This window comes from Streptomyces sp. NPDC101194, from assembly GCF_044767885.1.
Lineage (GTDB): Bacteria > Actinomycetota > Actinomycetes > Streptomycetales > Streptomycetaceae > Streptomyces.
Map to the genome: position 1 here is coordinate 576,230 of NZ_JBIWOS010000001.1, position 21,281 is coordinate 597,510.

The window sequence follows — 21,281 nt, forward strand, 5'->3', positions numbered from 1 at the left end:
TGCCCATCCTCGGGCAATACGTCTAGATTCGGGTCATGGCGGACTCGAAGCGTGAGATCGAGCGGAAGTACGAAGCCACCGCTCGGACCCGGCTCCCGGATCTGAGCCGGGTGGCCGGGGTCTCGGCCGTCGTCCACCGGGGCGTCAGCGAGCTGGACGCCGTCTACCACGACACCGAGGACCTGCGGCTGGCCGCCGGCTCCCTCACCCTGCGCCGCCGCACCGGGGGGAGCGACGCCGGCTGGCACCTCAAGTTCCCCGTCGCCTCCGGTATCCGGGACGAGCTCCAGGAACCGCTCTCCGACACCCTGCCGCGCTCCTTCGCCGGTCTGCTCCGGTCCCGGCTCCGGGGGAGCGAGCTCGTCCCCGTCGTCCGGCTGCGCACCGCCCGCGACGTCCACCACCTGGTCGACGCCGAAGGCGCGCCGCTCGCCGAGGTCGCCGTCGACACCGTGCGGGCCGAACGGCTGACGGGCGGCGACGGCACGGCCGCCTGGACCGAGATCGAGGTGGAGCTCGCCGAGAACGGCGATCCGGCCCTCCTGGACGCCGTCGAACGGCGGCTGCGCAAAGCCGGTGTCCGCCCGTCCGCGCTGCCGTCCAAGCTGGCCAGGGCGCTCGCCGAGACCGCGCCGGAACGGAACCGGAAGGGCGGGGAGGACCGGAAGGGCGGGAAGGACCGGGAGAAAGGGACCGGCGGGGCCACCGCACGGCGCACCGCGGGCGACCACGTCCTCGCGTACATCCGCCGACAGGCCGAGACGATCGTCGCCCTCGACCCCGCCGTACGCCGTGACCTCCCCGACTCCGTGCATCAGATGCGGGTCGCCACCCGCCGGCTCCGCAGCGCGCTGCGGACGTACCGCAGGATCCTCGACCGGAGCGTCACCGACCCGGTCGGCGACGAGCTCAAGTGGCTGGCCGCCGAGCTCGGCATCGACCGCGACCAGGAGGTTCTCGACGCACGTCTGCGCGCCTGCCTCGCCGTTCTGCCCCGCACCCTGGTCCTCGGGCCCGTCCACAGCCGGCTCCGGATCTGGTCGGTGACCCGCCGGGGCGGCTCCCGGCACCGGACCGTCGCCGTGCTCGACGGGAAGCGGTACCTGGCCCTCCTGGAGCACCTCGACACCCTGCTCGCCGCCCCGCCGCTGCTGCCCGACGCGTCCCGCGCCCCCGAGCGGGCACTGCCCCGCGCCGTGCTGAAGGAGTACGCGCGCCTGGCGGCCCGCGTCGGCCGCGCGCTGGAGCTCCCGCCCGGTCACGACCGCGATCTCGCCCTGCACGACGCCCGCAAGGCCGCCAAGCGCGCCCGTTACGCGGCGGAGGCCGCCCGGCCCGCGCTCGGGAAGCCCGCCGAGCGCTTCGCCGAACGGATGAAGGCCGTGCAGACCCTCCTCGGCGACCACCAGGACAGCGTGGTGGCCCGCGACGCCCTGCGCACCCTGGCCGCCCAGGCACACGCGGCGGGGGAGTCCGCGTTCACCTGGGGACTGCTGTACGGGCGCGAGGAGGCGGCGGCCGCCGCCGGTGAGCGGGAGCTGTCGGGGGTCTGGGAGCGGGCGTCCCGGCCGCGGGTCCGGGCGGCGCTGGGAGGCTGAGCGCCGGGGTACGCTGGATGGTCACCCTTGCCGGCTCTCGAAAGTTCGCGATGTCTGTCGATTCGGTCTTCCCACAGCTCGAAGCTCTGCTCCCGCATGTGCAGAAGCCCATCCAGTACGTCGGCGGTGAGCTGAACTCCACCGTCAAGCCGTGGGACGAATGCGACGTCCGCTGGGCGCTGATGTACCCGGACGCGTACGAGGTCGGACTCCCCAACCAGGGCGTCATGATCCTCTACGAGGTGCTCAACGAGCGCCAGGGCGTTCTCGCCGAGCGCACCTACAGCGTGTGGCCGGACCTCGAAGAGCTGATGCGCGAGCACCGGGTCCCGCAGTTCACCGTGGACAGCCACCGCCCGGTCAAGGCGTTCGACGTCTTCGGGCTGAGCTTCTCCACCGAGCTCGGCTACACCAACATGCTCACCGCCCTGGATCTCGCCGGCATTCCGCTGGACGCCAGGGACCGCACCGTCGACGACCCGATCGTGCTGGCCGGCGGCCATGCGGCGTTCAACCCCGAGCCCATCGCGGAGTTCATCGACTGCGCGGTCATCGGCGACGGCGAGCAGGCCGTCCTGGAGATCACCGAGATCATCCGCGCCTGGAAGGCCGAGGGCCGGCCCGGCGGCCGCGAGGAGCTGCTCTTCCGCCTCGCGAAGACCGGCGGCGTCTACGTCCCGGGCTTCTACGACGTCGAGTACCTCCCGGACGGGCGCATCGGCCGTGTCGTGCCCAACAAGTCGGGCGTGCCGTGGCGGGTGTCCAAGCACACGGTGATGGACCTCGACGAGTGGCCGTACCCGAAGCAGCCCCTCGTGCCCCTCGCCGAGACCGTCCACGAGCGGATGTCCGTCGAGATCTTCCGCGGCTGCACCCGCGGCTGCCGTTTCTGCCAGGCCGGCATGATCACGCGCCCCGTGCGGGAGCGAAGCATCACCGGCATCGGCGAGATGGTCGACAAGGGTCTCAAGGCGACCGGCTTCGAGGAGGTCGGCCTGCTCTCGCTCTCCTCCGCGGACCACACCGAGATCGGCGAGATCGCCAAGGGGCTCGCCGACCGGTACACCGAGGACAAGATCGGCCTCTCGCTGCCCTCCACCCGCGTCGACGCGTTCAACGTGGACCTGGCCAACGAGCTGACCCGCAACGGCCGTCGTTCCGGCCTCACCTTCGCCCCCGAGGGCGGCTCCGAGCGCATGCGCAAGGTCATCAACAAGATGGTCTCGGAAGAGGACCTCATCCGTACCGTCGCGACCGCGTACGGCAACGGATGGCGCCAGGTGAAGCTGTACTTCATGTGCGGCCTGCCCACCGAGACCGACGAGGACGTCCTCCAGATCGGTGACATGGCGGTCAACGTGATCGCCAAGGGCCGCGAGGTCTCCGGCCAGAACGACATCCGCTGCACCGTCTCCATCGGCGGCTTCGTGCCCAAGCCGCACACGCCGTTCCAGTGGGCCCCGCAGCTCGGCGCCGAGGAGACCGACGCGCGGCTGGCCAAGCTCCGCGACAAGATCCGCGGCGACAAGAAGTACGGCCGTTCCATCGGCTTCCGCTACCACGACGGCAAGCCCGGCATCGTCGAGGGCCTGCTCTCGCGCGGCGACCGCCGTGTCGGCTCCGTCATCCGCGCGGTCTACGAGTCCGGCGGCCGCTTCGACGGCTGGCGCGAGCACTTCAGCTACGACCGCTGGATGACCGCCGCCGAGAAGACGCTGCCCGAGTACGGCGTGGACGTCGACTGGTACACCACCCGCGAGCGGACCTACGAGGAGGTCCTGCCCTGGGACCACCTGGACTCCGGTCTCGACAAGGACTGGCTCTGGGAGGACTGGCAGGACGCGCTCGACGAGACCGAGGTCGAGGACTGCCGCTGGACCCCGTGCTTCGACTGCGGCGTCTGCCCGCAGATGGACACCAGCATCCAGATCGGCCCGACCGGCAGGAAGCTGTTGCCGTTGTCGGTCGTGAAGTAGCCGTCTCCGGTGAGTCCGTCCGGGTGACAGCTCGGTGACGAAGGCCCGGACCGGGAAACCCCGGTCCGGGCCTTCGCGTCGTGTACGGCATGGAGTACGGCAAGCACCAGGCCCCCGCGCGGTACGAAGCCGGAGAGGGCTGTCCGACCACCCTGATCAGGATCCCGGTACGGATCGTGGTGCTGGTGATCGTCCTGCCCGTGCGGTTGGCCTGGGACGCCCTGGTGGCGGGTGCCCGCGCCGCCGACCGCGTACTGCTGCGCCCCCTGGGCCGGGCCCTGTCCCGGCTGTTCCGGACCGCGGTGCTGATCCCCGCGGCATGGCTGTACGAGACGGTGCTCACCCCGCTGGGCCGTGCGCTGCTGTGGCTGGCCGCGGCGGTCCTCGTGTGGCCGTGGGTCGCGCTCTGGCGGTATGCGCTGGTACCGGTGGTGCGCTACGGGCTCGTGGTGCCGGTGGTGTGGCTGTACGGGGCGGTGCTCACCCCGATCGGTCACGGGCTGCGCCGGGTGTACCGCGAACTGCTCGTCCCGCTCGGCCGGGGGATCGGCGTCGTGGTCGCATGGCTGCTCACCACCCTGTTGGTCCGGCCGGTCGTCGGCCTGTGGCGGTACGTCCTGGTGCCCCTGGCGCTCGCCGCCTCATGGCTGCTGGACCACCTGCTCGTACGGCCGGTGGTCTGGACGTACCGGCACCTGCTCACCCCGCTCGGCCACGGGATCACGTGGCTGCTCGAACGGATGGCGCGCGGAATCGCGGCGTTGGTGAGCGGGCTGTGCGCGGCGGTGGTGTGGCTCGTTGCGACGCTGGTCGTCGCACCGCTGGGATGGCTGTACCGGCGGGTCCTCGCCCCGGTCGGCCGGGAGGTCGCCGCCGCGTTCGGTGTCGCCTGGCGCATCGCGGGATTCATCTCGCGCGCCGTCGGCCGAGCCGTCGCCCGGCTGGCGTGGCATCTCGTCGGGGCGCCGGTGGCCTGGGTCTGGCGCACGGTGTGCACGCCGGTGGGACATTGCGTACGTGACGCCGTCTGGGCTCCGGCCAGGCGGGCCGCGGTCGGGACGGGACGCGCGGTCCGGGCGGCGCTGCTCTCGGCGCGCGCGACGGTGGCCCGGGCGCGCCGTGACGCCTGGCGGGCACTGGTCGGTGGGCGGGGGGCGTCCTGGCCCCGGGAACCGGGAAGCCCCCGTGCGCGTACTCTGGGTAGTACAACGACTGTGCCCTGCGCGGCGCCCGAACCAGAGATCTCCCCGCTCGGAGAGAAGAACGCCGAGCGGGGGTGAGCCGGACCGGACACCCCGGGCCACCCGCATTTCGAGGGCGGCGTGCCACCGCGTCCGCCCCGCACCGAGGAGAAGAACCACTGGGCAAGCGACAGCCCGAAGGCCCGCCGCCCGCACCGGCGGTGCAGCGCATCCGACTGCGCTACACCAAGCGCGGCCGCCTCCGGTTCACCAGCCACCGTGACTTCCAGCGTGCCTTCGAGCGGGCACTGCGCCGCTCCGAGGTGCCCATGGCCTACTCGGCCGGCTTCACCCCGCACCCGAAGGTGTCGTACGCCAATGCCGCCCCCACCGGCACGGGCAGTGAGGCCGAGTTCCTGGAGATCGCCCTCACCGAGGCCCGGGATCCGGGCGTCCTGCGCGAGCTGCTCAACGACTCGCTGCCGGACGGTCTCGACATCACCGACGCCGTCGAGGCCCGCACCTCGGGCCTCGCGGAGCGGCTGACGGCCTCCGTCTGGGAGCTGCGTCTCGACGGAGTCACCGCCGAGGAGGCCGTCAAGGCCGTGGCCGCCTTCAACGGAGCCGAGACCGTCGAGGTCCAGCGCCGTGCGAAGAACGGCATGCGGACCTTCGACGCCCGTGCCGCCGTGGTCGACCTGCAGGCCCTTGATCCACAGGCTGATAGGCCCGAGGACAAGCCCTGTGCGATACTGCGGCTGGTTGTTCGGCACGTGACACCTGCCGTGCGACCTGACGACGTCCTGTCCGGTCTCCGCGTTGTGGCCGACCTGGCGCCGCCGGTCCCCGCAGCGGTGACCAGGCTGGCGCAGGGGCTCTTCGACGAGGAGTCCGGCACGGTGACCGACCCGCTCGCGCCCGACCGCGAGGCAGCCCCGGCCGCTCCACCCACGGCCGTCGGGACCGCCGTCGCGACGGCGCCGGAAGGTACAGGTTCCGCGTAAGGCGGTCGTTGCAGCGCAGCCCTCCGACTCGGGAGCCACCTGGTCCGGGCCGCGCGATGACCCATAAGACTTTCGCCAGGCCGTACGCACGGAGCGTACGGAACCGGCGAGCCAGACATTGAGCTCCCGTGCGGCGCCCGCGCCCCGGACGGCGGTCCCGCGTACATCACGCGGACCGTGCCGGACCGGAACCAGACGCGGCGCCCGGGAGCCTGACGGGAGAACCGCCCGCATGCCCCAGTCCAACGAACCCGGCACGACCGGGAACGACGAAGAGAACAACGCACCCGGCGACAAGCTGCCGCCGCGCCGCAGGCGCCGCGCCGCGTCCCGCCCGGCCGGTCCGCCGGTGGCGGATGTCCAGGGTGCCGCCGCGCCGGCCATACCGGCCGTTGACGCCGCAGTGTCCGACAGCACCGTTGCCGAAGTTGGTGCCCCGGAGGCGGAGGCCGCGCCGCCCGCGCGTACCCGTCGCCGTGCGGTCCGCAAGGCGACCGCCCCGGCGGGCGCGCCGAAGGCCGCCGAGGCCGTGGAGATCGTGGAGCCCGCCGTCGAGCCCGTTGCCGAGGCCGAGGTCGTGGAGGCGCCGCCCGCGCGTACACGTCGTCGTGCGGTCCGCAAGGCGACCGCTCCGGCCGGTGCGCCCAAGGCCGCCGAGCCCGTGGTCGAGCCCGAGGCGGCCATCGAGCCCGTTGCCGAGGCCGAGGTCGTGGAGGCGCCGCCCGCGCGTACGCGTCGTCGTGCGGTCCGCAAGGCGACCGCCCCGGCCGGTGCGCCGAAGGCCGCCGAGCCCGTCGAGATCGTCGAGGAAGCCGCGGCCGTGGTGAGTGCCGAGCCCGAGCCGGCCGTGGTCGCCGAGCCCGAGCCCGCCGCGCCGCGCGGTCGCACCCGGCGCAGGGCATCCGCCCCGGCGGGCGCGCCGCAGCCCGCCGAGGCCGCTGTCGAGCCGGAGCCCGTGGTCGAGCCCGAGGCAGCCGTCGAGCCCGTTGCCGAGGCCGAGGTCGTGGAGGCGCCGCCCGCGCGTACGCGTCGTCGTGCGGTCCGCAAGGCGACCGCCCCGGCCGGTGCGCCGAAGGCCGCCGAGACGGTTGTCGAGACCGAGGAACCGGTCGCCGAAACCGCTGAAACCGCCGAGGCTGTCGAGCCGACCGAGGCCGTCGAGCCCGCCGAGGCCGAGGACACCGCACCGCGTGGTCGCCAGCGCCGCCGGGCCACTGCGGCCGCCGGCCGGCCCGAGTTCACCGGCAAGGTCGAGGAGCCCGTACGCAAGAGCCGTCGCGTGACGCGCCCCGCCGTGGCCGTGTTCCAGGCTCCGGTCTTCGCCGAGCCGATGTTCCAGACCCCGGAGACCGCTGCCGCCGCCGCTGCCGCCTCGCGTCGCGACGAGATCGAGGAAGAGCCCGAGACGGTCGAGGAGCCGACCGCCACGACCGAGGCCCCGACCGCCGAGGCCGCGCCGCAGGCGGTTTCGCGCCGCCGTCGCCGCCGTCGCGGTGAGGCCGCCGAGCCCGAGCAGGCCGCCGCTCCCGCGGTGGAGGAGCACGCCGAGGACGAGCACGAGCCCGAGAGCGAGGCCGAGCACGAGGGCGAGGAGACGGACGAGTACGGGGACCGGCCCTCGCGCCGTCGCCGTCGGGGTGGCCGTCGTCGCCGTCGTGGCGAGATCAGCGAGGGCGACGAGGGCGCCGAGCAGCACGGTGACGAGGCCGCCGCCGACCTCTCCGAGGAGGACCAGGAGCACGCTCAGGAGCCCGAGGAGGAGGACGAGGAGCACGAGGCGTCCGCCACCGGATCCAGCAGCAGCCGTCGTCGTCGCCGTCGTCGCCGTCGCAGCGGTGACGTCGCGGCCGACGCCGAGAGCGGTGCGGACGACCCGGAGCGTACGGTCGTCAAGGTCCGCGAGCCCCGCCGGAAGGAGGAGCGGGAGGCCGGCACCGGCTTCGACGAGGTCCAGTCGATCAAGGGCTCGACCCGTATGGAGGCGAAGAAGCAGCGCCGCCGCGAGGGCCGTGAGCAGGGTCGCCGCCGTGTCCCGATCATCACTGAGGCCGAGTTCCTGGCCCGTCGCGAGGCCGTGGAGCGGGTCATGGTCGTCCGCCAGAACGGCGAGCGCACCCAGATCGGTGTCCTCGAGGACAACGTGCTCGTCGAGCACTACGTCAACAAGGAGCAGGCCACCAGCTACGTCGGCAACGTCTATCTGGGCAAGGTCCAGAACGTACTGCCGTCCATGGAGGCCGCCTTCGTCGACATCGGCAAGGGCCGCAACGCGGTCCTGTACGCCGGCGAGGTGAACTTCGAGGCGCTCGGCATGGCCCACGGGCCGCGTCGTATCGAGACCGCGCTCAAGTCCGGCCAGTCCGTCCTCGTCCAGGTGACCAAGGACCCGATCGGCCACAAGGGCGCCCGCCTGACCAGTCAGGTCTCGCTGCCCGGCCGCTACCTGGTCTATGTGCCCGAGGGCTCGATGACCGGTATCAGCCGCAAGCTCCCCGACACCGAGCGGGCCCGGCTGAAGACCATCCTCAAGAAGATCGTTCCCGAGGACGCGGGCGTCATCGTCCGCACCGCTGCGGAGGGCGCGAGCGAGGACGAGCTGCGCCGCGACGTCGAGCGGCTGCAGCAGCAGTGGGAGGACATCCAGAAGAAGTCCAAGAGCACCGGCAGTTCCAACGCGCCGACGCTGCTCTACGGCGAGCCGGACATGACCGTCCGGGTCGTCCGCGACATCTTCAACGAGGACTTCTCCAAGGTCATCGTCAGCGGCGACGACGCGTGGGAGACCATCCACGGCTACGTCTCGCACGTGGCGCCCGACCTGACGGACCGTCTGTCGCGATGGACCTCCGAGGTCGACATCTTCGCGACGTACCGGATCGACGAGCAGCTGATGAAGGCGCTGGACCGGAAGGTCTATCTGCCGAGCGGCGGTTCGCTGGTGATCGACAAGACCGAGGCGATGGTCGTCGTCGACGTCAACACCGGCAAGTTCACCGGTCAGGGCGGCAACCTCGAGGAGACCGTCACCAAGAACAACCTGGAGGCGGCCGAGGAGATCGTGCGCCAGCTGCGGCTGCGCGACCTCGGCGGGATCGTCGTCGTCGACTTCATCGACATGGTGCTGGAGTCCAACCGGGACCTGGTGCTGCGCCGTCTGCTGGAGTGCCTGGGACGCGACCGTACGAAGCACCAGGTCGCCGAGGTCACCTCGCTGGGCCTGGTCCAGATGACCCGCAAGCGGGTGGGCCAGGGTCTGCTGGAGTCCTTCTCCGAGACCTGTGTCCACTGCAACGGGCGCGGCGTGATCGTGCACATGGAGCAGCCGACCTCGGTCGGCGGCGGCGGCAACGGCAAGCGTTCCAAGAAGCGCGGCCGGGGCGGCGCGGGCCACGAGCACGAGCACGAGCACGAGCAGATCGCCGAGCTGGACCACGGGCACATCGCGGAGAGCGAGACCGAGGCCGAGGTGGCCGCCGAGGTGGCCGCCCCGGTGGCGCTGCCCGAGCCGGAGTTCGTCCCGGACGAGGAGCTGTACAGCAGCCCGGCCGAGGCCGAGGCAGCCGCTTCGCGTGGCCGTGGCAGGCGTCGTGCGACCCGTAAGGCATCGGCTCCGGCCGGCGCCCCGAAGGCCGCCGCCCCCGTCCCGGTCGTCGAACCGGAGCCGGTGGTGGAGGCCGTGGAGGCGGAACCTGTGGTGGAGCCCGAGCCGGCTGTCGAGGCCCCGCAGGGCCGTACGCGTCGTCGTGCGACCCGTAAGGCCACCGCCCCGGCGGGCTCGCCGGCCCCGGTCGAGCAGGTCGAGGAGCCGGTGCCGGCCGCGGCCCCGGTCGTCGAGGCGGCCCCCGTCGTCGAGGCCCCGCAGCCCGAGGCGGCACCCGAGGAGGTCGTCCCCGAGGCCGCACCGCCGCGTGCCCGCCGCCGGGTGACCCGTAAGGTCACCGCCCCCGCGGGTTCGCCCGCCGGTGCGGACGCGGCGGAGGTCGTCGTGGTGACCGGCTCCATCGAGCCGAAGCCCGAGGCCGAGCCGGCCGAAGCCCAGGAGGCCGCGGAGGCCCCGGAGGCTCCGAAGGCGGAGGCCCCGGCCAAGAAGACGGCCCGCAAGACGGCCAAGAAGGCCACCGCCAAGAAGGCAGCCACCAAGAAGACGGCTGCCAAGAAGACCGCCGCGAAGAAGACGACGGCCAAGAAGGCGGCGGCGAAGAAGACGGTCGCCGCGGAGAAGACGGCGCAGGCCTCCGTCTCGGCCGGTACCGAGGCGTAGGCGGCAGCGGGGTACGGCCGCGGAGGGACCTTCTCCGCAGCCGTACCGCATGACACGACGGCCGGTGGGCCGCACCTCGACAAGGGGGGCGGCCCACCGGCCGTCGTGTCGGACCGCGGTGACTGCCCGGGACCGCCCGTCGGCCGACCGGCCCAGCGGCCGCCGTAGGGCTTCGGGGACCTGCGGGGCTCCGTGGGCGTCCCGACCGCCGCCGACGCCGGTCAGGAGGCCGCCGGCGGCGCCGGCGGGCCGTCCGCGGCCGGACGGGGGCAGGCCGATGGGCCCGGGAAGGGACGAGCCGGAGAACGCGGGGTGGGGCACGGAGCCCGGTTTGACCCTCCGGTCGGCGGCCCGTAACCTTGCCCATCGGCGTGTTTCCGTATGCGCCTGTCCCTGAGCAACCCCCTCCCGTCATCGGTGAGAGGCCGCTCGTCCATTCGGATCACCTCGGGCCCCGGCCCGTGTGAGCGGCTGGCATCAGGGGCTCCGTTCCGAGCGAGAGAGAGATCCGCGTGTACGCCATCGTGCGCAGCGGTGGCCGCCAGCACAAGGTTGCTGTCGGTGACATCGTTGAGGTTGACAAGATTTCCACTGCCCAGGTTGGCGACACGGTCGAGCTCTCGACCCTGCTCGTGGTCGACGGCGACGCCGTGACCAGCGACCCGTGGGTGCTGGCCGGGATCAAGGTCCAGGCCGAGGTCGTGGACCACCACAAGGGCGCGAAGATCGACATCCTTCGCTACAAGAACAAGACCGGCTACCGCCGTCGCCAGGGTCACCGTCAGCAGTACACGGCGATCAAGGTCACCGGTATCCCCGCGGCTGCGAAGTAAGGGACTGAGGAGACATGGCACACAAGAAGGGCGCATCGTCCACCCGGAACGGGCGCGATTCCAATGCTCAGCGGCTCGGCGTGAAGCGCTTCGGCGGTCAGGCCGTCAACGCCGGTGAGATCCTGGTCCGCCAGCGCGGCACTCACTTCCACCCGGGCACGGGCGTCGGCCGTGGCGGCGACGACACGCTGTTCGCACTCGCCGCCGGTGCGGTCGAGTTCGGCACGCACCGTGGCCGCAAGGTCGTGAACATCGTTCCGATCGCCGGCTGAATTTTCGGCGCTCGTCGAGCGGTTTCTGCGGAGGCGGACCTCACTTCCCGTACGGGAAGCGGGTCCGCCTTTCGCGTGTTTCTCCCATGAGAGACGGCTTTCTCCTATGGGGGACAGCGCGAGTGAGACATTTCTGCATGTATGTAACTGGAGGTTCCCACCATGACCACCTTCGTGGACCGCGTCGAGCTGCATGTCGCCGCGGGTAACGGAGGCCACGGCTGCGCCTCCGTACACCGTGAGAAGTTCAAACCGCTCGGCGGTCCGGACGGCGGCAACGGCGGCCGTGGCGGCGATGTGACCCTGGTCGTCGACCAGGACATCACCACGCTCCTCGACTACCACCACAGCCCTCACCGCAAGGCGACCAACGGCCAGCCCGGCGCGGGCGACCACCGCTCCGGCAAGGACGGCCAGGACCTCGTCCTGCCGGTGCCCGACGGCACGGTCGTGCTCGACCGGAAGGGGAACGTGCTGGCCGACCTGGTCGGCCAGGGCACCACGTTCGTCGCCGGCCAGGGCGGCCGCGGCGGCCTCGGCAACGCCGCGCTCGCCTCCGCCCGGCGCAAGGCCCCCGGCTTCGCGCTGCTCGGCGAGCCCGGTGAGGCCCGGGACATCGTCCTGGAGCTCAAGACCGTCGCCGATGTCGCGCTGGTGGGTTACCCGAGCGCCGGGAAGTCCTCGCTGATCTCCGTCCTGTCCGCGGCCAGGCCGAAGATCGCCGACTACCCCTTCACGACCCTCGTCCCGAATCTCGGCGTGGTCACCGCGGGCAGCACCGTCTACACCATCGCCGACGTCCCGGGCCTGATCCCCGGCGCCAGCCAGGGCCGCGGTCTCGGCCTGGAGTTCCTGCGGCACGTGGAGCGCTGCTCGGTGCTCGTGCACGTGCTGGACACCGCGACGCTGGAGTCCGACCGCGACCCCGTCTCCGACCTCGACATGATCGAGGAGGAGCTGAAGCAGTACGGCGGGCTGGAGGACCGGCCCCGCATCGTCGTCCTCAACAAGATCGATATCCCGGACGGCCAGGACCTCGCCGACATGATCCGCCCGGACCTGGAGGCGCGCGGCTACCAGGTCTTCGAGGCGTCGGCGGTCGCCCGTACCGGACTGAAGGAGCTCTCCTTCGCGCTCGCGGGCGTCGTGGCCGAGGCGCGTGCGGCCAAGCCCGTGGAGGTGGCGACCCGTATCGTCATCCGCCCGAAGGCAGTCGACGACGCGGGATTCACCGTCACCAAGGAGGAGGACGGCCTCTACCGGGTGCGTGGCGAGAAGCCCGAACGCTGGGTCCGGCAGACCGACTTCAACAACGACGAGGCCGTCGGTTACCTGGCGGACCGGCTCAACCGCCTCGGTGTCGAGGACGAGTTGATGAAGACCGGCGCCCGTGCGGGCGACGGTGTGGCCATCGGTGCCGAGGACAACGCGGTCGTCTTCGACTGGGAGCCCACCCTGGCGGCGGGCGCGGAGATGCTCGGTCGACGCGGCGAGGACCACCGTCTCGAAGCGCCGCGCCCGGCGGCGCAGCGGCGCCGCGACCGTGAGGCCGAACGCGACGAGTCGCAGCGCGAGTTCGACGACTTCAACCCGTTCTAGCGCCCCTCCCGGCGAGCTCCGCCCGTCCGTTCCGTCGCGGCGGTCGTTCTCCGGGCCGTTTCGCCGTGGTCGACTCCGCCGGACGGGCCTGCTCAACCGGCCCGTCCGGCGGTCCGGTGCGCCCTCCCCGTCGCGCAAACGGGGGATCCGAACCCGCTCAAGGGTGATTCATGCCGCTCAACCGTGTGGTGTCGGTCACCCGGTCAAGAGGGATCAATTCGGGTATTCGCCCTGATCGCAAGGCGCCGCAAGGTTTCGACAGGGCGTGCGGCGCCCGACGTCCACCTTGCGAGACGGTAACGGAGAGTGCAACCATCGCTGTATCTCCCAGCCCTCGCAAGGTAGGTCGTCTGTGTCTGCTCAGCACATAGCCAAAGCCCGAACCACAGCAGTCGTGCTCGCCGGCGGTACCGGCCAGCGCGTGGGACTGTCCATCCCCAAGCAGCTGCTGAAGATCGCAGGCAAGGCTGTCATCGAGCACACGCTGTCGATCTTCCAGCAGGCCGACTCCATCGACGACGTCATCGTGCTGATGGCTCCGGGCTATGTGCCCGACGTGGAGAAGATCGTCGCGAAGGCCGGACTCACCAAGGTCACCAAGGTGATCGAGGGCGGTTCCACCCGTAACGAGACCACCGAGCGCGCCATCGCGGCCCTCGGTGAGGGCCTGGCCGAGGGCGAGGACCGCAACGTCCTGTTCCACGACGCCGTGCGCCCCCTGCTCTCGCAGCGGGTCATCAAGGACTGCGTCGACGCCCTCGACCGCTACCAGGCGGTCGACGTCGCCATCCCCTCCGCGGACACGATCATCGTGACCCGTACCCACGGCGGCGACGGCGAGTTCATCACCGACGTGCCCGACCGTTCCCGGCTGCGCCGGGGCCAGACGCCGCAGGCCTTCAAGCTCTCCACGATCCGCCGGGCCTACGAGGTCGCGGCGGGCGACCCGAACTTCCAGGCCACCGACGACTGCTCGGTCGTCCTGAAGTACCTCCCCGACGTGCCGATCTACGTCGTCGCGGGCGACGAGTACAACATGAAGGTCACTCAGCCGGTCGACGTCTTCATCGCGGACAAGCTCTTCCAGCTGGCGTCCACGGCCGTCCCGCAGCCGACGGACGACGCCGCCTACCGCGAGCTGCTCACCGGCAAGACCCTCGTCGTCTTCGGCGGCTCGTACGGCATCGGCGCGGACATCGCGGCGCTCGCCGAGTCCTACGGCGCCACCGTCTACGCCCTGGGCCGCTCCACCACCGGTACCCACGTGGAGAACCCGGAGCACGTCGACGACGCGCTCTCCAAGGCGTACGCGGACACCGGCCGCATCGACTACGTGATCAACACCGCGGGCGTGCTCCGCATCGGCAAGCTGGCCGAGACGGACAACACGACCATCCAGGAAGCGCTGAACGTCAACTACCTGGCACCCGTGCAGATCGCCCGCGCTTCCTACAAGTACCTCGCCGAGACCAAGGGCCAGCTGCTGCTCTACACCTCCAGCAGCTACACCCGGGGCCGCGCGGAGTACAGCCTCTACTCGTCCACCAAGGCCGCCATGGTGAACCTCACCCAGGCGCTCTCGGACGAGTGGGCAGGCGACGGGGTGCGGGTGAACTGCGTGAACCCGGAGCGCACGGCCACCCCGATGCGCACCAAGGCGTTCGGCGACGAGCCCGCGGGCACGCTGCTCTCCTCCGAGGCGGTCGCCAGGACCTCCCTCGACGTCCTGCTCTCCGAGATGACCGGCCATGTCATCGACGTACGGCAGCAGGACCCGACCCGCGGTGCCTCCGAGGCGTCGGACTTCGAGCAGGCGCTGGCCGCTGTCCTGGACCGTCAGGCCGATGTGTAATACTTCTTGGTAATCGACTATTCGGACCCCTGCAGTTCGCCATGTGCGAACTGCAGGGGTCCGAATTCGTGAAGCTCTGGCTTCACATTTCCCTCGCAAGGTAATCAGTCGGCACCCTCGGAAGCGGTACTTCGTGATTTCGAAAGCCATGCGCTTGGCTCGGGTGGGCAGTGGTTCGGAACTGGCCGCCGCTCTCCTGGTGGCTGTGGGGTTCCCGTGCGTCATGCTCGCGGCGATAATCCCCAATCTCTGGTTCTTCGCCGCGGCGACCGCGGTCACCTATCTCGCGGACCGATATCTGCACCACTGCGGCAGCTATCTGATCAACCGGCTCGCCGCGGTCCGTGCCGGACTGTCGATCCGCTTCCTCGTCCGCCAGCTGCTGCTCATCCTGCTGCTCTCGCGCATGGGATACGGCGAGGAGACGCTGTTCTATGTGACGGTCGCCTGCCTGCTGGCCTTCTACGGACTCCAGGCACCGCAGAGCGCGATGGTCACCCTCATCCGGCTGCGCCGCAAGCTTCCGGTGGTCACCCGCAACATCGACCTCGGGTCGGTGCGGATAGGGGACGCGCCGCCGCAGATCCTGATGAGCAGGCCCGCGGAGAAGATGTTGCACCTGGACATCTTCTCGATGGTGGGGGTGCTGCTCGCGGTCGAGACCGGCAAGTACGTCATCGCCTATGCGGGCCTGGGCCTCACGCTCGTCCTCGCGGTCGGCTATCTGGCGGCGCTCCTGCCGTACGTCCGGCCGAGCCGGCTCGTACCGCCGGAGACCAAGGTCCTCAACGCGGTGGGCGACTGGCTCGCCGAGTACCGGCCGACCGTGATGCTGTACTTCTCCGGCTCCAAGGACTCGGCCTACCAGGTCAACATGTGGCTGGAGACGATGGCCCAGCTCGGTGGGCGGCCGCTGATCTGTCTGCGTGAGCGCAACATCGTCCCGCAGCTCGCGGGCACATCGGTGCCCGTGCTCTGCGTGCCCGGTGGTGTGCACCTCATGAACCTGGACCTGTCGTCGGTACGCGTCGCGCTCTACGCGGCCAACGTCGGCAAGAACATCCATCTGCTCCGGGTGCCGACGATGAAGCACGTCTTCATCGGCCACGGTGACAGCGACAAGCTCGCCAGCGTCAACCCGTACAGCAAGGCCTACGACGAGGTCTGGACCGCGGGCCGGGCCGGCCGCGACCGTTACGCGCTGGCCGACGTCGGCGTGCGCGACGAGGACATCGTCGAGGTGGGCCGCCCGCAGCTGGCCGCCATCCAGCCGTGGTCCGGTGCGCCGAGGAACCCGATTCCGACCGTGCTGTACGCCCCCACCTGGGAGGGCTGGGACGACAACCCGGGCAACACCTCGCTGCTGCTGGCCGGCGAGAACATCGTCAAGCGGCTGCTGGACTCCGAGCAGCCGATCCGCCTGCTCTACAAGCCGCACTCCTTCACCGGTACCCGCAGCGCCAAGGCCAAGGCCGTGCACCTGCGCATCACCGAGATGATCGAGCGGGCCGCCGCCGAGCGCGCCACCGACTCCCGCTGGGCGACGGAATCGGCCGCTCTGCGGGGCGAGCAGTCCGAGGCGCGGGCCGAGATGGCCCGTATCGAGGCGCGTCTGGCCGAACTCTCCAGCGGCGGTCGCACCGCCCGGGACGAGGCGGAGCTGTCCCGGGACTCGCTGGCCGACCCGGCGCGCGACGCCGAGACCGCACGGCTCAAGGACGAGTGGAACGCCGCGTCCTGGCGTGCCCAGGGCTGGTGGGAGCACCGGGTCATCACCGGTGCCCAGATGCGGCTGTACGACTGCTTCAACGAGTCGGACGCCATGGTCTCGGACATCTCCAGCGTGGTGTCGGACTTCATCACGAGCGGCAAGCCGTACGCGGTCACGGACTCGGCGGAGCTGGGCGAGGACGAGTTCCGCCGGCAGAACACCGCGGTGCGCGCCGCGGTGATCCTCTCCAACTCGGCGGTCGAGCTGGACGCCCTGCTCGCCGCGGTGAAGGACCCCGGTGCGGACACCCTCGCCGAGGACCGGCGCGAGCTCAAGCGGTACCTCCTCGGCCCGGACGAGCCCACGTCGCTCATGCAGTTCGACGCCGCCGTGAAGGCGCTCGCGGCCAAGTCGGAGGCGCGGAACGCCGGGGTGGCGAAGAGCCTGGGCGAGCCGGTCGGCGGCTGAGCGTCCGTCACCCGCATTACATGATCGAATAAGGCCCGGCATACCCCGCAAAGGGTTGTGCCGGGCCTTTGTGATGAGTGTCACTTTTTATGCGTGCGACGGCAGACAACCAACGCAGCGGTCAACCTGTCTTCAGTTTGTGTGAACGAGACGCAAATTCCTGACGTAACCGTGGTTGTCGGTGCGTATGAGGCGATGCCCTACCTCATTCGCTGTCTCGAATCCGTGGAGGCGCAGACCATAGGCGCCGATCGGATCGAAATCGTCGCAGTCGACGACGGTTCCACCGATGGCACGGGTGAGTATCTGGAGGAGTTCGCAGCCCGGACCGAGGTCCCGACCAGAGTGATCAGGCAGAAGAACTCCGGCGGCCCCAGCGGGCCGCGCAATGTGGGCCTCGGAATGGCGCGCGGACGTTATGTGTTCTTCCTCGACGCCGACGACTACTTCGGCGAGGAGGCCCTGGAGCGGATGGTGGCCATGGCCGACCGCGCGGGCACCGATGTGGTGCTGGGCAAGGTGGTCGGCGTGAACAGGGGCGCGCCGCGGTCGATGTGGGGAGCCACCAGGACGCGCGTGGACGTCTACAACTCCAAGGTCATATACACGCTGAGCGCACAGAAGCTTTTTCGGCGGGAATTGCTGGAGCGTCTCTCCCTGAGGTTCGACGAGAATCTCAAGACCGGTGAGGACGCCCTCTTCACCATGGAGGCGTATCTGCGCGGTGCGGGAGTCTCCGTGATCTCCAACTACGTCTGCTATTACCTGGTGGGTCGTGACGACGGGAAGCACGTCACGAAGAGCGGCACCTATGAATGGCGTTTCGAATCGATGCGCGCCATGATGGCGCTCATTCACCGGATCGAGCCGGCGGGACCGAAGCGTGACTTCCTCATGGTCCGGCCATTCACGGTCGGCATGCTGCAACAGTTCGGACCGGGCGTGCTGAAGGATTCCGAGAAAGTCCGGCAGCACAAGATGGAACTAGCGGCTCCGCTGATGGACGCCTACTGGGACGACGGAGTGGCCCGGTTGATCAAGGTGGGCGAGCGGCTGCGGCTCGCCTGTGTGGCACGGGGCCGCATGGACCTGCTGGTCGACGTACTGCGGTACCTCCGCGCGAAGAAGGTCCCGGACGTGGTCGCCTCGCGCTCCGGCGACAAGCTCCACCTCGCGTACCCGCACTTCCGTGACAGGTCGGCCGGCCTGGCCGATTCCACCTACGAGGTCACCGTGCCCGACTGGCACGACGGCAAGCGCATCGAGCGGCCGGAGGTCACGGCCCGCCGGGCCTCCCTGTCCAGGCGTCTGGCACGCAGGATGCGCCGGGACGTGCGCCGCTGGAGGGCGCGGCTGAGCATGGGTTAGCCGACACTCCCGCACCGTGCGGGTTCCCACGCCGGGCCCGCACGAGTGATTCTCCGAAGAACAAACCGAGAAACTCAGTAAAATTCGTTCGGACGTCGCGCTCCCGCGACAGGACCGACATCTCACCATGAGGACTGGTCACGTGAAGGCTCTCGTACTGTCCGGAGGGGCCGGCACCCGCCTGCGTCCCATCACCCACACCTCGGCCAAACAGCTGGTGCCCGTGGCGAACAAGCCCGTGCTGTTCTACGGCCTGGAAGCCATCGCCGAAGCGGGCATCACGGAGGTCGGCATCATCGTGGGCGACACCGCCCAGGAGATCCGCGAGGCGGTCGGCGACGGTTCCCGGCTCGGTATCGAGGTCACGTACATCCCGCAGGACGAGCCGCTCGGCCTCGCCCACGCGGTGCTGATCGCCCGTGACTTCCTGGGGGACGACGACTTCGTCATGTACCTCGGCGACAACTTCATCGTCGGCGGGATCACCGATCTGGTGGAGGAGTTCCGCACGGACCGGCCCGATGCGCAGATCCTGCTGACCCAGGTGCCGAACCCGACCTCCTTCGGGGTGGCGGAGCTCGACGCCGAAGGCCGGGTCGCGGCCCTGGAGGAGAAGCCGAAGGAGCCCAAGAGCGATCTGGCGCTCGTCGGCGTCTACCTCTTCACCCCCGCGGTCCACGAGGCCGTCCGCTCGATCGAGCCCTCCTGGCGCGGCGAGCTGGAGATCACGCACGCCATCCAGTGGCTCATCGACCAGAAGCGCGACGTCCGCTCCACCACGATCCGCGGTTACTGGAAGGACACCGGCAACGTCACCGACATGCTGGAGGTCAACCGGACCGTCCTGGAGACCATCGAGCCGTCCCACGAGGAGGCCGAGGTCGACGAGGAGAGCGAGATCATCGGCCGGGTACGCATCGAGGCGGGGGCCAAGGTCAGCGGCAGCCGCATCGTCGGGCCGGCGATCATCGGCGCCCGGTCGGTGATCAGCGGCGCGTACGTCGGTCCGTTCACCTCGGTCTCCGAGGACTGCCGGATCGAGGACAGCGAGATCGAGTACTCCATCGTCCTGCGGGGTGCCTCCATCGCCGGTGTCCGCCGCGTGGAGGCCTCGCTCATCGGCCGTGACGTCGAAGTGACCCCCGCGCCCCGTTCCCCTTCCGCCCACCGACTCGTACTCGGCGACCACAGCAAGGTGCAGATCTCTTCATGACCACCGACATCCTGGTGACCGGCGGCGCCGGCTTCATCGGCTCGCACTACGTCCGTACGGTGCTCGGCCCCGAGGGCCCCGGCGACATCGCCGTCACCGTCCTCGACAAGCTCACCTACGCGGGCAACCCGGCCAACCTCGACGAGGTGCGCGACCACCCCGGCTTCAGGTTCGTGCAGGGCGACATCTGCGACCCCGAGCTGGTCTCCAAGCTGATGGCCGAGCACGACCAGGTGGTGCACTTCGCCGCCGAGTCCCACGTGGACCGCTCCATCGACGGCGGCGCCGAGTTCGTCCGTACGAACGTCGTGGGCACCCACACCCTGATCCACGCCGCGCACCTGGCCGGCATCAAGACCTTCGTGCACATCTCCACCGACGAGGTCTACGGCTCCATCGACGAGGGCTCCTGGCCCGAGACCGATCCGCTCGCGCCCAACTCGCCGTACTCCGCGGCCAAGGCGTCCAGCGACCTGATCGCGCTGTCGTACCACCGCACCCACGGGCTCGACGTGCGGGTGACGCGCTGCTCCAACAACTACGGGCACCACCACTTCCCCGAGAAGGTCATCCCGCTCTTCGTCACCAACCTGCTGGACGGCAGGACGGTCCCGCTGTACGGCGACGGCGCCAACGTCCGTGACTGGCTGCACATCGACGACCACGTCCAGGGCATCGAGCTGGTCCGCACGAAGGGCCGGGCGGGCGAGGTGTACAACATCGGCGGCGGCACCGAGCTGTCCAACAAGGAGCTCACCGGCCTGCTGCTGGACGCCTGCGGCGCCGACTGGGACACCAGCGTCACCTACGTCGAGGACCGCAAGGGCCACGACCGCCGCTACTCGGTCGACTGCACCAAGATCCGCGAGGAGCTCGGCTACGAGCCCCGCAAGGACTTCCGCACCGGCCTCGCCGAGACCGTGCAGTGGTACCGCGACAACCGCTCCTGGTGGGAGCCGCTGAAGGACCGGGCCGCGCTGTGAGCGCCGTCTGGCTCGTCACCGGGGCCGCCGGGATGCTGGGCCGGGACGTCCTGGCACGGCTCGCCGGTGAGGACGTCACCGCGGTCGCCGCGGACCGGGCGGCCATGGACATCGCGGACCCGGGGTCGGTGCGCGCCGGTTTCGAGAAGCACCGCCCCGCCGTCGTGGTGAACTGCGCCGCCTGGACCGCTGTCGACGACGCGGAGTCCCAGGAGGACGCCGCGCTGCGGGTCAACGGCACGGGCCCCGAGGTCCTCGCCGCGGCCTGCCGCGAACACGGGGCCGTCCTCCTCCAGGTCTCCACCGACTACGTCTTCGCCGGGGACGGCGGGAAGCCGTACGCCGAGGACGACCCCACCGGACCGCGCAGCGCCTACGGCCGCACCAAACTGGCCGGGGAGCGGGCCGTGCTGGACACCCTTCCGGACACCGGTTACGTGGTCCGTACCGCCTGGCTGTACGGCGCGGGCGGAGGCAACTTCGTCCGTACGATGATCAAGCTGGAGGGCGTCAAGGACACCCTCGACGTGGTGGACGACCAGCGCGGACAGCCCACCTGGACCGTCGACCTGGCCGACCGGCTGGTCCGGCTCGGACAGGCCGCCCTCACGGGCAGCGCCCCCGCGGGCGTCTACCACGGCACCAGCGGCGGCGAGACGACCTGGTTCGGTTTCACCCGGGAGATCTTCCGGCTGCTCGGCGCCGACCCGGAGCGCGTCCGCCCCACGAACAGCGAGGCCTTCGTGCGGCCGGCCCCCCGGCCCGCGTTCAGCGTGTTGGGACACGACCGCTGGGCGACGGCCGGGATCGAACCGATCCGGGACTGGCGGGCGGCGCTGGACGAGGCATTTCCGGCACTCGTCGCAGCACAGCGATCATGATCGTCGATTGATCGTATTGAGGGCCGAATCCAATCGAATTCCAAAGAAGTGAACAGCGGAGGTTTACATACGGGGGGAACG

General features: G+C 70.5%; 14 protein-coding genes. All 14 read left to right on the plus strand.

Annotated elements, in window-relative coordinates:
* The first annotated feature begins 35 nt into the window (after positions 1 to 35).
* The 14 genes from ACIRP2_RS02510 to rfbD all read left to right on the plus strand — a co-directional run bounded on the left by ACIRP2_RS02510 (position 36) and on the right by rfbD (position 21,200).
* Positions 36 to 1,598: a CHAD domain-containing protein gene (locus tag ACIRP2_RS02510; protein WP_404245750.1), complete on the plus strand. Its 1,563-nt coding sequence runs from the start codon at positions 36 to 38 to the stop codon at positions 1,596 to 1,598.
* Between the two features lie 50 nt (positions 1,599 to 1,648).
* Positions 1,649 to 3,574 carry a TIGR03960 family B12-binding radical SAM protein gene (locus ACIRP2_RS02515; protein ID WP_404245752.1) on the plus strand — a complete coding sequence of 642 codons (1,926 nt, stop codon included), beginning with the start codon at positions 1,649 to 1,651 and terminating at the stop codon, positions 3,572 to 3,574.
* 89 nt (positions 3,575 to 3,663) lie between these two features.
* Positions 3,664 to 4,854: a hypothetical protein gene (locus ACIRP2_RS02520; RefSeq protein WP_404245754.1), complete on the plus strand. Its 1,191-nt coding sequence runs from the start codon at positions 3,664 to 3,666 to the stop codon at positions 4,852 to 4,854.
* A 122-nt stretch (positions 4,855 to 4,976) separates the two neighbouring features.
* The gene (locus tag ACIRP2_RS02525) at positions 4,977 to 5,759 is read left to right on the plus strand and encodes a TIGR03936 family radical SAM-associated protein (protein ID WP_404245756.1); all 783 of its coding nucleotides are present in this window, start codon (positions 4,977 to 4,979) and stop codon (positions 5,757 to 5,759) included.
* A 232-nt stretch (positions 5,760 to 5,991) separates the two neighbouring features.
* Entirely contained in the window at positions 5,992 to 10,020 is a 4,029-nt protein-coding gene (locus ACIRP2_RS02530; protein ID WP_404245758.1) for an Rne/Rng family ribonuclease, read from the plus strand.
* 512 nt (positions 10,021 to 10,532) lie between these two features.
* Positions 10,533 to 10,853 (plus strand): 50S ribosomal protein L21, encoded by a 321-nt coding sequence (gene rplU / locus ACIRP2_RS02535; protein ID WP_030921216.1) that lies wholly within the window; start codon positions 10,533 to 10,535, stop codon positions 10,851 to 10,853.
* A 14-nt stretch (positions 10,854 to 10,867) separates the two neighbouring features.
* A complete protein-coding gene (gene rpmA, locus ACIRP2_RS02540; protein ID WP_018103204.1) occupies positions 10,868 to 11,125 on the plus strand; it encodes a 50S ribosomal protein L27 in 258 nt (85 codons plus the stop codon).
* Positions 11,126 to 11,287: 162 nt separating this feature from the next.
* Positions 11,288 to 12,724: a GTPase ObgE gene (gene obgE, locus ACIRP2_RS02545; protein ID WP_404245761.1), complete on the plus strand. Its 1,437-nt coding sequence runs from the start codon at positions 11,288 to 11,290 to the stop codon at positions 12,722 to 12,724.
* 352 nt (positions 12,725 to 13,076) lie between these two features.
* Positions 13,077 to 14,576, plus strand: a complete 1,500-nt coding sequence (locus ACIRP2_RS02550; protein WP_404245763.1) for a D-ribitol-5-phosphate cytidylyltransferase — start codon at positions 13,077 to 13,079, stop codon at positions 14,574 to 14,576.
* A 148-nt stretch (positions 14,577 to 14,724) separates the two neighbouring features.
* On the plus strand, positions 14,725 to 16,755 hold the full coding sequence (locus tag ACIRP2_RS02555) for a hypothetical protein (protein WP_404245765.1): 2,031 nt from the start codon (positions 14,725 to 14,727) through the stop codon (positions 16,753 to 16,755).
* A gap of 141 nt (positions 16,756 to 16,896) precedes the next feature.
* Entirely contained in the window at positions 16,897 to 18,123 is a 1,227-nt protein-coding gene (locus tag ACIRP2_RS02560) for a glycosyltransferase family 2 protein (protein WP_404245767.1), read from the plus strand.
* Between the two features lie 142 nt (positions 18,124 to 18,265).
* Positions 18,266 to 19,336: a glucose-1-phosphate thymidylyltransferase gene (locus ACIRP2_RS02565; protein ID WP_404245769.1), complete on the plus strand. Its 1,071-nt coding sequence runs from the start codon at positions 18,266 to 18,268 to the stop codon at positions 19,334 to 19,336.
* On the plus strand, positions 19,333 to 20,319 hold the full coding sequence (gene rfbB / locus ACIRP2_RS02570) for a dTDP-glucose 4,6-dehydratase (RefSeq protein ID WP_404245771.1): 987 nt from the start codon (positions 19,333 to 19,335) through the stop codon (positions 20,317 to 20,319). The genes ACIRP2_RS02565 and rfbB overlap by 4 nt, the downstream gene beginning before the upstream one ends.
* Entirely contained in the window at positions 20,316 to 21,200 is an 885-nt protein-coding gene (gene rfbD / locus ACIRP2_RS02575; RefSeq protein WP_404245773.1) for a dTDP-4-dehydrorhamnose reductase, read from the plus strand. The genes rfbB and rfbD overlap by 4 nt, the downstream gene beginning before the upstream one ends.
* Positions 21,201 to 21,281: the final 81 nt, after the last annotated feature.